The organism is Caballeronia sp. dw_276 (assembly GCF_018449635.1).
Lineage (GTDB): Bacteria > Pseudomonadota > Gammaproteobacteria > Burkholderiales > Burkholderiaceae > Caballeronia.
Genome location: NZ_JAAVUV010000004.1, coordinates 424,997 through 437,485 on the forward strand (window position 1 = coordinate 424,997; position 12,489 = coordinate 437,485).

Here is a 12,489-nt window from a genome sequence, read left to right on the forward strand (position 1 = left end):
ATGCGGAGTCTGCCAAAGCGGCGGGACGTTCATATCAGGTTGGAGAATCGATGCAGCGGGCAATGCAACACGAATATTCAGCGACCGATGAATTATATCGAATGCTAGAAGAACGCGCTGCGGCCTGTCAACTGCATACGTTCACGTGTGGAGGCTTTATCTGCCTGAAGTACGGTAAAGTCTTCGTTAAAACTTCTTGGATTTATATCGACCCATGGCAGTTGTCACGAACCATGCTGCGCAACCTGCGATCGAAAAACGTTCACGCGGGCGGCCTGCTCGCAGCGCTACCGTCGACCGTGAGGCGCTTCTTAGAATCTCGCGACAAGTGTTCGCGAGACAAGGTTTCCAAGCGACCAGCGTGCGTGAGATTGCACGCGATGCAGGCGTAAATTCCGCACTAATGGCGCATCACTTCGGTTCCAAGGAAGAACTTTGGATTGCAGTAGTGGAGCAGATAGCCGGGACCGCGGTTCCCATGATAGAGGCTACTCGGAAGCTTCAGTCGTCCAACTTGGGGCCGAGGGAGCGCGTCGAGCGCGCGCTTACCATTTTTATCGACCGGGTGTTTACCGACCCTGACGTCGGGCTCTTCTTCTCGACGGCCGCGACCGAACAGGGTGAGCGGCTCAATGTGCTTACAGAGCGCCTTGTGCGCCCGCATCACGACGTGTTCGTGCTGCTGCTGATTGACGCAATGGACTCATCGAACCTGAAGCGCAACGATCCGGAGCTGATTTACTGGATGTTGATGAACGCAATCAGCAAGACCGTTTCTTATAGCCATGTGATTGCGCCGTTTTCGTCACTGCCACAACGTCCTAAAGAGTTTCGCAAAGCGGTCCTAGGCGTCGCATTAAGTATGCTTGCCTAGGGACAAATAGTTTGCTTTAAGCGCGGAGTCGGACCACGTTCTTGCGGGGACGCCGCCTGACAGGCAGCACATTTGTGCATTCCGGCTTAGCGATGACTTTAATGGCGTTCGCTGCTAATGCACCCCACGATTTGCCCGCGATGATCGTTACTTAGTGCCCAATCTGGCAACGACTTCGAATGATCATCCCGATTGGGAAACTCGCGTGGTGCATTCAAAAACAGTTTTTATTGGGCCGCGGCAGGCGACACTACGCTAGGCCTCGCTAGCGAATTGTTGCTTTTCCAAACTGTAGGAGCAGGCGTGGAAGCATTACCGCCACTTTGCTGGCCTGAGCTCGACGACGTGGCAGCCTGGCCACTCTCCGAAGTCGAATTTCCGGGTGTGCCGTAGCCGCCTGTCACAGCGACTGGCGACACCACGCTCGGTCGTGCCAGCGTGTTGTTGCCTTGTGCGAAGGCGCCGCATGACATTGTGAGTGCGGTGACCGCCGCGACTAACGTTCCGATTGTCTTGTTCATCAACGTGTCTCCTTGATTGGATCGAAATTCCGGCTAACGTACAACGCTCGTATTGTAGAAAACCACCCGCTTATGATTAAGCGCATTCTTCACAAAGGTGAATTTCCATTTTCCGATACAGCCGCCGAGCCAGTCCTTTCCTTTGGAAGCCAACTACGAGCGAGTGTCCACGGAGACATCCGAGGCAAAAGTCCAAGGCGGGCTAATGGCAATGATGTGCTTGCCGCTTTGGTAAAGCTCTCGCACAATCTTTCTATCCGCCACACGATCAGGAGAGTAAAAAATGGATCCGAAGACCTCTGTTCGATCGGGTAGGTCAGCTCGAGGCAGGCTGTTACTTGGTAAAGTTCACGTCGCTCTCGCCGCAATAGGAACGTTATCTGCAGTGCTCGGAATCGGCGTTGCAATTGATGGAGGACTGGAATTCAATCGTGTGAAGGTGTTTGTCGGTGTTGGGATCATCGTGATATCCACGATTCTCTATGTGTCGATGCTTTTCGTTTCAGACGACGAAACGACTTAATAAGCCGCACAGGTTGCTCGTTGACGTCGCAGCTTCGGAAACGACGTCACAACCTCAAAAGCATTGGTCCAGAAAAGCCGTCGAGCATCGAGCCGGCACGCGAGCCGCCTTTGCCCGATCCTCTTACCCCTCGAATTTGACTACTCCACGTAGTCGGTGGAACTCGACACCGCTTCCCACTCGCTGATTTCGTCGGCGAGTGAAGATAATTTCTCTTTAACGAACTTCAATGCGTCATTGCCAAGCAGAAGATGGACGGGCGGATTCGGCGACGCAATGACCTTCAGCAACGCCTTTGCGGCCTTGGCCGGATCGCCTGCCTGCTTGCCGCTTTTTTCTTCGCGCGCGCGGCGGATGGGTTCAAACAACGCATCGTAGTCGTCAATACTTCGGCCCGCGCGCACCATCGAGCGTCCGGCCCAGTCGGTGCGAAACGATCCGGGCGCGACGGCGGTAACGTGAATGCCAAACCCTTTCAACTCCTTGGACAGGGTTTCCGAAATGCCTTCGAGCGCGAACTTGCTGCCGCAGTAGTACGAGATGCCGGGCATGGTGATGAAGCCGCCCATCGAAGTGACGTTGAGAATATGGCCTTTCCTGCGCGTTCGCATGGACGGCACGACTGCCTTGATCATGGCCACCGCGCCGAACACATTGACGTCGAACTGGCGGCGCATGTCTTCGAGCGGTGACTCTTCAAGTGTGCCTTCGTGACCGTATCCGGCGTTATTGATCAGGACATCGACAGGACCAATGTCTTGCTCGACCGATCGCACGGCGGGTTCGATCTCTGCAAAATCCGTGACATCCAGCAGGAGAGGATGCGCGCGTTCTTGAGCCATCCCCTTGAAGGCATTTGCAGCGACGCTGTCGCGCACGGTGCCCACTACCGTGTGGCCCGCGTCGAGCGCTGCGCGCGCAAAAGCGAGTCCAAAGCCCGAGCTGACTCCGGTGATCAGGAAGATTTTTTGGGTGGTTTCAGTCATGGTCGTATCCAGGTTGATGAGCCGCGTGTTCCAGGAAGGAACGATCAAATAGTAGTTTCCCGGCCCGGCACGGGATACGTTCGATAATCTGAAAGCTTTGCCTAATCCTATGATCCTCTGGACTCACCTGATCGGGCGGTGCAAGATGGGGTTTTTGCTTTGGCCCGACAACACGCCATGAACGACTCTTCAGAATCCATGGACGCCTTGCGTCGAGAGACCAATGCGCTTTTGCTCGAACTCGCGCCAATCGAAGGCTATAGCCTGTGCGCGCTGCCCGACGTCCGCTTCCTTCGATCCAACCGGCCGTTGACGCGCACGCCGGTGCTCTACGATCCGGGCATCGTGATCGTGTGTCAGGGGCGCAAGCGGGGTTACCTCGGCGACGACGTCTACCTGTACGACGCGAATCAGTATCTGGTCGTCTCCGTACCCCTGCCGTTTTCGATGGAAACCGATGCAAGCGAAGAGGAGCCGCTGCTCGCCATCTACTTGCGTCTCGACTTCAGCCTCGCAGCCGAATTGATGTTGCAGCTTGAAGAGCTTGACGCCATGTCATTATCCGAGCCGGCCGGCATGGCAACAACGCCGCTCGATCTTCCCCTGGCGCGCACGGTCCTGCGGCTTCTGCACGCCATGCGCGATCCGCTGGAGGCGCGGGTGATCGGCCCGTCGATTGTGCGAGAACTTTATTTCCGGGTGTTTATCGGCAAGCAGGGTGGTTCCATGCGCGCGGCGCTGAGCCGTCAGGGTCACTTCGGCAAGATCTCACGGGCGATCCGCAAGATCCATGCATCGTTCGCACAGGCGCTGACTGTCGAGGATCTTGCCGGCGAGGCCAACATGAGCATCGCGACTTTCCACGCGCACTTCAAGAGCGTCACCGATTCGTCGCCCATTCAGTACATCAAGTCGACCCGGCTGCATCAGGCGCGCTTGCTGATGGCTCGCAACGGCGTGACAGCGGCGAGCGCGGCGGCGAGTGTGGGATATGAGAGCGCATCGCAATTCAGCCGCGAGTTCAAGCGGCTCTTCGGTAGCAGTCCGCATGAAGAGGTCGCGCGCATGAAGCAGAATTTCGCGATGCCCGACCCGTTGCCGTCATCGATCTACGTATCGTCGCATTAGGGCTTTGAGGTCGTCGAGTAGTGAGGCGTAGGATACGCGGTGCGTCTTCGGCGCAACAAGCGTGGGAAGATCGCGATCGACGAAGACCCGCGGCACGACGGCGTCGTGCGATCCATTCCCCATCAGTTGTAAAAACAAGGAGGAGACAATGGTGGCAGTACGCAGATTGGCGGCATCGGCTGGAATCATCGCGATGGCTTTGGGGTTTCACCCCGCACACGCCGATGAAACCCCGCAACATACCATCACGCTCGAAGGGCTGTCGAAGCCGGCCGATATCCTGATCGATCGCTGGGGCGTGCCGCATATCTTTGCCGCAAGCGAGCAAGACGGTTTTTTCGTGCAGGGTTTCAATGCGGCGCGCGATCGGCTGTTCCAGATCGATCTATGGCGTCGCCGCGGCATGGGTCAATTGGCGGAAGTTTTCGGTCCGGCGTATGTCGAGCAGGACAAGGCGACGCGCCTCTTTTTGTATCGCGGTGACATGGCGGCGGAGTGGAAGCGCTATGGTCCTGATGCGAAACCCGTCGCGACGCGTTTTTCCGCGGGCGTGAATGCGTATATCGACTGGATGGCGGCGCATCCCGAGCGTCTGCCCTACGAGTTCCGCAAGGCCGGGTACTGGCCCGCGAAGTGGTCGGCTGACGACGTCGTGCGCATTCGCAGTCATGGCCTGACGCGCAATCTCACGAGCGAAGTGGCGCGTGCGAAGGTCGCTTGCAAGAGCACGCTCGACGCCGACTCGGTGCGCTTCGGTTTGCAGCCTGCCTGGACGCCGCATATGCCCGAAGGACTCGACACATGCCTTCCAGACGACGTCCTTAAGGTCTTCACGCTCGCCACGCAGAACGTGCGCGTCACGCGTGAATCACTGAAAAGCGCGGACGCGTCCACCACGTTGATCGCCGCGGCCGATAACCCCGAGGAAGTGACCGAGGGCAGCAACAACTGGGTGATCGCGCCGGACAAATCAGCGACTGGCCGCGCCATCATGGCGAACGATCCGCATCGCGCCTATGCCGCGCCGAGCCTGCGTTATATCCAGCAGATCAGCACGCCGACGCTCGACCTGATCGGTGGTGGGGAACCATCGGCGCCGGGTGTATCGATCGGGCACAACGGCGCGATTGCGTTCGGCCTGACAATCTTCAACATCGATCAGGAAGACCTGTACGTCTACGAGTTGAATCCGGCGAACCCGCGTGAGTACAAGTACAAAGGGCACTGGGAACCCATGCGCATCGTGCGCGAGACCATCAGCGTTCGCGGCGGTGCGCCTGTGGTTGCAGAGCTGGCATTCACGCGTCACGGACCGGTGATCTATACGGAAGACGTCAAACATCGCGCGTTTGCTGTGCGTACCGCATGGCTCGCGCCTGGCATGTCGCCGTACTTTGATTCAGTGCGCTACATGCGGGCGAAAAATTTCGCGCAGTTCAAGGACGCGCTGTCCACGTGGGGCGCGCCGACCGTGAACCAGGTGTACGCGGACACGCACGGTGACATCGGCTGGGTGCCGAGCGGTCTTGCTCCAAGGCGTCCGAACTGGGATGGCCTCTTGCCCGTACCCGGGGACGGCCGGTATGAATGGGCAGGCTTCTGGCCACGCGACGCCATGCCGTCCGTCTACAATCCGCCGGCGGGTTACTTCACGACATCGAACGAGATGAATCTGCCCGCCGGCTATCCTTCCTCCGAGCGCAAGCTTGGGTTCGAGTGGACGAATGGCTCGCGGCATCAGCGAATCGATGAAGTGCTCAAGGCGAATCCCAAGGTATCGATCGAAGATTCGGAACGGCTGCAAAACGATATCGAATCGATTCCTGCACGGCGTCTCGTTGCGCTGCTGCAGCCGCTGACAAGTACGGACCCGGATACGAGCGCGGCGCTCACGATGCTCAAGGGCTGGGACGCGCAGATGAGCGCGAATTCGCCGCAAGCCGCACTCGAGGAGGTGTGGTTGAGCCGTCATCTCGGCCGCGCTTTTAAGGAAGCCGTCTTGCCCAAGGCTGCTGCGGCATCTTTTGGCGCGCCCGATACCGCCGTGATGCTCGATTCGCTCGAACACCCGCAAACGCGATTCGGTGACGACGCCCAATCAAAGCGCGATGCGGTCCTGCTTGCAAGCCTCCACGATGCCTATGGCGAGATGGTGCATCTGCAAGGAACCGACGCCGCAGCATGGCAATGGGGCAAGCTCCAGACCAACCTGAACGCGCATCCGTTTGCTGATTTCGTCGATGCAGACATGCGCGCGAAACTCAACGTCGGACCGACAGGAAAGGGCGGTAGCGCGTACACGCCGAATCAGTCGACGTATCGTGCAAGCGATTTCCGGCAGACCAACGGGCCGTCGTTTCGCGTGATCGTCGATGTCGGCAACTGGGACAATTCACGCGCGGTGAACTTGCCCGGGGAGTCGGGCGATCCGGACAGTCCGCATTATCGCGATCTGGCGCAGATGTGGCTCGACGGGGCGTATTTCCCGCTGTTGTATTCGCGCGCGGCAGTGGAGGCCGCTACCGAGCAACGCATTCGCCTGGTTCCGGGAGCACAAACGCAATAGCGCGTGGGTGCTGCTCACGCTGCATAAGCTTTCAGGCCCGAAAGCTCACCCGTGAGCAGCATCTCGGTCAACAGTGCGCAAAATCTGACCGACGCCACCGTTCTATAAGCGTGTCGCCGCCGAAGCAGCGCAACCGTACGCGTGGGAAAGGGCGGGTCGAGCGGCACGTACGACAGGTCGCGATGTTCGTGTTGCATGGCGCTCGGCAAGATGGCTGCGACTTCGCCGCGCCGGACCAGCTTGAGCACCGCGCTGATCGAATTCGCCTGCAACGCGATGTTCGGCTTGATCCTATGTGCGAGGAAATAATCGTCCACATAGCGGCGGGACACGAAGTTGCCCGTCAGGAGCGCAAGCGGAATCTCCGCGAGCTGACTTGGCAAGACAGCTATTGAAGTGCGCACGAGGGGATGGGCGCCGCCGGCAACGAGCGTCAGCCGCTCGCTGAACAGCGGCTCGACTTCGATGTCATCCGAGCGCACATCGGAGAAACCAATCCCGAGATCGATCTGGTCATCGTTCAATGCCGTTTCGATGGCCTCCAGCGGACTCTCGGACAACTCGACGCTGACCGCGGGGTGCAGGGTCCGGAACCTTCCAACAAGCGGTCCGACGAGGTATTCGGTGAACGTCGGCGTTACCGCGACACGGACATGGCCGCGCGACAGGTCGCGTACGTCGTGCAGCGCCCGCCGTCCCGCATCGAGGTCCAGAAGCGCACGCCGTGCGTAGTCGACATAAGCGGACCCAAAATCCGTCAACCGGACCGTCCGGCCGCTGCGATCAAAAAGCTGCCCTCCCAGTTCGTCTTCAAGTTGGCGGATCTGCTGCGATAACGCGGGCTGCGACACGCGTAGCGTCTCCGCGGCGCGCGTGAAATTGCCCTGCTCGGCGACGGCCATCAAATATCGAATGTGGCGAAGCAGCATGACGGTCTCCATAAGCGATCGTTATAGCCCCCATCCGTATCCAGTCTTGGACGACGCAAGTCGCACGCGGCAAAATCAGATGCATGCCGCGATGCTGCGTCGGGAACGGCGTTGGCTTCGCTGCTGATTGTATGTGCTAGTTGCCGGCCAAGCCGGGCACGCACCGCAAACGTCCTACGGCTGTCATTGGAAAGAGGGCAAGATGGAAACTGTCATCGTGACATCAATCATTCTCATCGCGGTCGGTGCATTCGCCACGTTCGCGATGGCGCAAATGCTTCCCCAAGAGGTCCTCGCGAAAGCGGAGGATCATGGCCGCTTTGCGGGCCTCGCAAACGACGAGGCGTTGGCGGCAAAGCCGCCAGGCACCGCGCGCCGCGCCCGAAAATCATGGCGCAATAGAGGTCGAACATCGTCGGCATGTCCAGTTGATCCAGGTCGTCTCGCCCCGAATGCAAGAACTTCGCGCCACCTCGCAAGATGAGCGACCCTTAAACTATTTGGGGTGCGGCGAGGAAATCGCACACGCGCCTTCTCGCCACGAGGTCACAACCAAAACGGCGCTCAAACACTGCAATTTCGGCCGCCTGAATCCGCGTCACTTGATATATCATATCAAGCCATAAACCATGATGGCGCGGCTTCAACCTTGGCTTTCCATCATGAAAGGTGTCCCCGGATTTTCCTCATGGATGGTTTTGCCGAATGCATCAAGATAAGCTCGAACATCAAAACCTTAACGATCGGACCTATGCGATCCTTAAGGGCGGTTTGATTTCAGGGACTTTCCACCCCGGGCAGGTTTTCATCATTCGCTCTCTGGCCGAGCGTTACGGCATTTCGACCACGCCGGTTCGTGAAGCGTTGCAGCGTCTGGTCGCCGAGCGGCTCCTGGTCATGCTGCCGAATCGCACCATTGTCGTGCCTTCGCTGTCGCCCGAGAACTTCGCGGAAATCTATCGCATCCGTTGCGAATTGGAAGGACTCGCCGGCGAGGTCGCAACGGCGCACTTCCGGGCTGCGGATATCGCGCGGCTGAAGAAGACCTTGGTTGCAATGGATAAAACCATCGAGCGGGGTGAGAAGACCACTTACAGAGAGCTCAACGAGAAGTTTCACTTCGACATCTATCGCAAAGCGAAGCTTCCGCGCCTGCTGGAGCTGATTCAGAACCTGTGGGGGCAGGTTGGCCCGGTGTTCTATGGATTACTCGATGCACCCGACTATGGCGGCGAGCACGCGAACCTGCATCATCGGCAGATTGCTCAGGCGCTCGAAGATGGCGATGCAGCGAGAGTGAGACAGATGATCGTCGAGGACCTGGTCGCCGCGGGCGATGCGCTGCGGCCTCGCCTCGGCATGCTGGTGGTGCCCGGCGCAGAAGCCGGCGTAGAGCCGGGCGTTGACGCAAGTGATGCCGGTTTGGTCCCGGCGCCCGAGACATTCGATGAACCTCAAGCCGGCCGCCGCAAGCGGGCGGCCAAAGCGGTCGTGCATTAGTTTTCGTTTCGCTCTTCGCGCAGGGTCTCTTCCATCGCGTTCAGGAAAAAGTCTGCGTGTTCATTTGAAAACGGTAGCGGCGGTCGAATCTTCAATACATGACCTTCGGGTCCCGACGCCCCAATCAATATGCGCCGTTTGCGCAAGCCGTTGACCAGGCGTGTGGCGAGCGCGGGATCCGGCGTCGTATTTTCCGGGCCGCTCACCAGATCCGCGCCAATAAAGAAGCCTGCACCGCGTACTGCGCCTATCGACGGGAATTGTTGTGCGAGCGATTCCATGCCGTCTTTCATGTAGCGCCCGACCTTCTTCGCGTTCGCCATCAATTGCTCTTCCTCGATCACTTCGAGCACGGCGAGCGCGGCGGCACAAGACACAGGATTGCCGCCGAAGGTGTTGAAGTAGCGTGCCCGCAATGCAAAGTCCTGCAGAACTTCCGGTTTCGCAACCAGTCCCGCAATGGGAATGCCATTGCCCATGGGCTTGCCGAGGATCACCAGATCGGGAAGCACGCCGTGCCGCTGAAATCCCCACATGCTGTCGCCCGTACGGCCGAAGCCCGGCTGAACTTCGTCGGCAATGAAGACGCCGCCTGCGCGACGAACCGCGTCGACTGCGGGCGCGAGGAAACCGGCCGGGTCGGCGTAGACGCCGTCGCTTGAAAATATCGTATCGACGATCAAGGCTGCGGTGCGTATGCCATGGCGCGCGAGATCGGCAATGGCAGCCTCCACGTTCGCGGCGAACTTCGCGCCCACGTCGGCATGACCAAGACGGGTGGCGTCAGGCGGCGGCACCGTGCGCACATGGCTGCCGAGCGGGACGTGATCGCCAAGCGACGGCGATATCTCCGACACTGCGCTGGTAATCCCGTGATAAGCCGTCTCGGTGACGATAACCCCCGTGCCTCCCGTGAAGTTGCGCGCGACCCTCAAGGCCAGATCCGAGGTTTCACTGCCGGTGCAGGTGAACATGACGTTCGAGAGTTCTGGCGGAAAGGTGGCGACCAGTTTTTCCGCATAGTCCAGAATCAGTTCGTGCAGATAGCGGGTGTGCGTATTGAGCGTTGCGGCCTGCTTCGCGATCGCTGCCACCACGCGCGGATGGCAATGACCAACCGATGGAACGTTGTTATAGACATCCAGGTAACGGTTGCCGTCGGCATCGTACATGTACACGCCTTCTGCCCGGACCAGATGCACGGGTTCCTCGTAAAAGAGCTTGTACGAAGGCCCGAGCACGCGCTGCCTGCGCTCGAGCAACGCGCGTAACGGCGCGTCGAGACGCTCGGCGTTCGCAGGGTTGAATGCATTGACCATCAAAGGCTTGACCATCGAATTCACTCCATGTTGCATGCAGCACGCAGGCGCCGCTGCGCCTCGTCACGCCGCAGGGTTGACAGATGCGCGAGGCCGCTCCAGGCACTGGCATTGTTCTTCAGGATATAGGCGCTGTTCTCGGGATAACGCGCGGCGCGCCAGCCGGTGATCGATACCGTCAGCACAAAACGCGCTGCAATCAGGTCGTAGAGAAGGTCCAGCTCGACGCGTTCCAGCGGTGACACCGCGTGGTACGCCGCGACGAACTGCGCGACGCAATCCCACGGATCTTCAGAACCAACGCCGCTCATGTGATAGGACGCGCCGACGGCGACATCGTTGATCAGCGACGTGTGCACCATGTCGCCAAAATCGAGAATTCCTGCGACGCGGTCGTGATCGGCCGGGTCTACCAGTACGTTGTGGGGATTGAGGTCGTTGTGCACGACTTGAGCCCGCAGACGTGGAAGCACCAGCTGCGCATGGCGTTCGAAGTTGTCGAGGAATGCTTCGACCATCTGGCGGCGCGAGACATCGGGAATATGCGCGATCAGCGCGCGCAAGCGGCTCGCATTCTTGATGTCCCAGGCGAGATCGTGACCGGCCGCGCTATGAAAGAAGCCCCGTAACGCAAGGCCCAGCCGTGCGAGCAGTGCACCCAACTGCTGACGCTGCGCCGCGGTCCGTTCGACGGTGTAGAGCGGCACCCCGGGCAAATAGGAAAGCAGGCGCACTGCACGCTCCGCATGATGTCCGTACGCGAGCCGCAAGTGCGCATGACCGTTCAGCGCGCGAATGACGCGCGGCACCGGCAGGGGCGGGTCGACCGATTCAACATGGAGAAGTGCGCGGACCTGGAATTCATTGATGGTCGGATCCTCGACTGGATTGCTGATCTTGAGCGCGTACTCATGGCCGTCGTTGCCATCGATTCGGAAGTTCTGGTCGCGCTCGCTGGTCAGGCGCGAAACGGACCCCGCGATTCCATAGTGGATCGCCACCGTTTTCTGCGCGTCCTCAATAGGCACTTCCTCGGCCGCAACCCGCAGGATGTCGTTCACGGACCCCGCAAGTTCGCCGTCGACGTTCGCTTCCAGCTCGCTCATCACCTATCCCCTGAACCTTCTAAAATTGACGAGATATGATATATCATGCAACAAGCATAACACGTCAAAACGGCCTGTCGAAGCGCAAATAAATTGGAAATTTCAGAAAGATTTGCGGGTGCCGGAAATCTGGAAAGTAAGTGGAAAGCCGATATCAGACGAGACTCTGGCGGATTTGTCGGTGCGACGAATTTATTTTTTTCCGATGAAATTGCGATATATCATATCTCATCGAAAAGCAGGCGAACGACGATATCCGACGCGGTGAAAACCGCCCGACAGCGAAGGAAAAGGCAAGCCGATGAACAAGCTGACAATCAATTGCGACATGGGCGAGGCGTTTGGGATCTACCACCTCGGCGACGACGAAGACGTGATGCCTTTCGTGACGCATGCGAATGTCGCATGTGGTTTTCATGCATCGGATCCGAACGTGATGTGGCGGACCGTGCGCGCAGCGAAGCGCCACGGCATCAAGGTCGGATCACATCCGGGGTTGCCGGACCGCGAGGGATTCGGCCGGCGCGAAATGAAAATGTCGCGTGAGGAGACGGCGGCGCTGGTGCTGTATCAGACGGGCGCGCTACGCGCATTCCTCGACGCGGAGGGCATGCAGCTTTCCCACATCAAGCCGCACGGCGCGCTGATGGGTATGGCAATGAAATATGCGCCCGTCGCCGAAGGGATCGCGGACGCCGCGGTTGCGCTGGGTTTGCCGGTCATCGGCTGCTCGGACAGCGAGATGACCCGCGTATTCGATGAACGCAAGATCAGCTACGCCTGCGAATTTTATTCGGATCTCGATTACGACGACGAAGGCCGCCAGATCATCACCATGAAACACGATCCTGTCGCGCCAGAAGATGCGGTGGAGCGCGTGTTGCGTGCGCTTAACGAACATACGGCGAAATCCGTGAATGGGCGAACGGTCGCGGTCGCGGCAGATTCCATCTGCGTACACAGCGATACCCCCGGCGCATTGGCGTTGGCAAAAGCGGTGTATGACGCTGTGGCCGACAGGCTCTGAAGCCCATCGC

General features: G+C 59.1%; 10 protein-coding genes. 6 read left to right on the top strand and 4 right to left on the bottom strand.

The features are described 5' to 3' along the window. Positions 1-214: 214 nt before the first annotated feature. Together HB633_RS10800 and HB633_RS10805 are read left to right on the top strand one after the other, a co-directional pair. The gene (locus HB633_RS10800) at positions 215-874 is read left to right on the top strand and encodes a TetR/AcrR family transcriptional regulator (protein ID WP_213778083.1); all 660 of its coding nucleotides are present in this window, start codon (positions 215-217) and stop codon (positions 872-874) included. An 804-nt stretch (positions 875-1,678) separates the two neighbouring features. Then, complete coding sequence (locus HB633_RS10805; RefSeq protein WP_213778084.1) at positions 1,679-1,918, top strand: hypothetical protein; 240 nt, start codon at positions 1,679-1,681, stop codon at positions 1,916-1,918. A gap of 140 nt (positions 1,919-2,058) precedes the next feature. On the opposite strand, the gene HB633_RS10810 is transcribed toward HB633_RS10805, so the two are convergent. Then, positions 2,059-2,904, bottom strand: a complete 846-nt coding sequence (locus HB633_RS10810; RefSeq protein ID WP_213778085.1) for an oxidoreductase — start codon at positions 2,902-2,904, stop codon at positions 2,059-2,061. Between the two features lie 177 nt (positions 2,905-3,081). Between HB633_RS10810 and HB633_RS10815 the strand changes: the two genes are divergently transcribed. Beyond that, positions 3,082-4,032: an AraC family transcriptional regulator gene (locus HB633_RS10815; protein WP_255580859.1), complete on the top strand. Its 951-nt coding sequence runs from the start codon at positions 3,082-3,084 to the stop codon at positions 4,030-4,032. A gap of 193 nt (positions 4,033-4,225) precedes the next feature. Continuing rightward, a complete protein-coding gene (locus tag HB633_RS10820; protein ID WP_255580877.1) occupies positions 4,226-6,598 on the top strand; it encodes a penicillin acylase family protein in 2,373 nt (790 codons plus the stop codon). 14 nt (positions 6,599-6,612) lie between these two features. On the opposite strand, the gene cynR is transcribed toward HB633_RS10820, so the two are convergent. Continuing rightward, entirely contained in the window at positions 6,613-7,527 is a 915-nt protein-coding gene (cynR, locus tag HB633_RS10825; RefSeq protein WP_213778087.1) for a transcriptional regulator CynR, read from the bottom strand. Between the two features lie 669 nt (positions 7,528-8,196). On the opposite strand from cynR, the gene HB633_RS10830 reads away from it, so the two are divergent. Beyond that, positions 8,197-9,027, top strand: coding sequence for a GntR family transcriptional regulator (locus HB633_RS10830; protein ID WP_213778088.1), 831 nt, complete (start codon positions 8,197-8,199; stop codon positions 9,025-9,027). On the opposite strand, the gene HB633_RS10835 is transcribed toward HB633_RS10830, so the two are convergent. Both HB633_RS10835 and HB633_RS10840 read right to left on the bottom strand, forming a co-directional pair. Then, a complete protein-coding gene (locus HB633_RS10835) occupies positions 9,024-10,346 on the bottom strand; it encodes an aspartate aminotransferase family protein (protein WP_213778225.1) in 1,323 nt (440 codons plus the stop codon). The two genes, HB633_RS10830 and HB633_RS10835, sit on opposite strands and share 4 nt — an antisense overlap. 20 nt (positions 10,347-10,366) lie before the next feature. Continuing rightward, positions 10,367-11,452 carry a phosphotransferase gene (locus HB633_RS10840; protein WP_213778089.1) on the bottom strand — a complete coding sequence of 362 codons (1,086 nt, stop codon included), beginning with the start codon at positions 11,450-11,452 and terminating at the stop codon, positions 10,367-10,369. Between the two features lie 301 nt (positions 11,453-11,753). Between HB633_RS10840 and pxpA the strand changes: the two genes are divergently transcribed. Continuing rightward, on the top strand, positions 11,754-12,479 hold the full coding sequence (gene pxpA, locus HB633_RS10845; RefSeq protein ID WP_213778090.1) for a 5-oxoprolinase subunit PxpA: 726 nt from the start codon (positions 11,754-11,756) through the stop codon (positions 12,477-12,479). Positions 12,480-12,489 lie beyond the last annotated feature (10 nt).

What these genes read in the sequence shown, in the direction of transcription:
- HB633_RS10800 (WP_213778083.1), top strand. Translation starts at nt 215, where the DNA reads ATGGCAGTTGTCACGAACCATGCTGCGCAACCTGCGATCGAAAAACGT.
- HB633_RS10805 (WP_213778084.1), top strand. Translation starts at nt 1,679, where the DNA reads ATGGATCCGAAGACCTCTGTTCGATCGGGTAGGTCAGCTCGAGGCAGG.
- HB633_RS10810 (WP_213778085.1), bottom strand. Translation starts at nt 2,904, where the DNA reads ATGACTGAAACCACCCAAAAAATCTTCCTGATCACCGGAGTCAGCTCG.
- HB633_RS10815 (WP_255580859.1), top strand. Translation starts at nt 3,082, where the DNA reads ATGAACGACTCTTCAGAATCCATGGACGCCTTGCGTCGAGAGACCAAT.
- HB633_RS10820 (WP_255580877.1), top strand. Translation starts at nt 4,226, where the DNA reads ATGGCTTTGGGGTTTCACCCCGCACACGCCGATGAAACCCCGCAACAT.
- cynR (WP_213778087.1), bottom strand. Translation starts at nt 7,527, where the DNA reads ATGCTGCTTCGCCACATTCGATATTTGATGGCCGTCGCCGAGCAGGGC.
- HB633_RS10835 (WP_213778225.1), bottom strand. Translation starts at nt 10,346, where the DNA reads ATGGTCAATGCATTCAACCCTGCGAACGCCGAGCGTCTCGACGCGCCG.
- HB633_RS10840 (WP_213778089.1), bottom strand. Translation starts at nt 11,452, where the DNA reads ATGAGCGAGCTGGAAGCGAACGTCGACGGCGAACTTGCGGGGTCCGTG.
- pxpA (WP_213778090.1), top strand. Translation starts at nt 11,754, where the DNA reads ATGAACAAGCTGACAATCAATTGCGACATGGGCGAGGCGTTTGGGATC.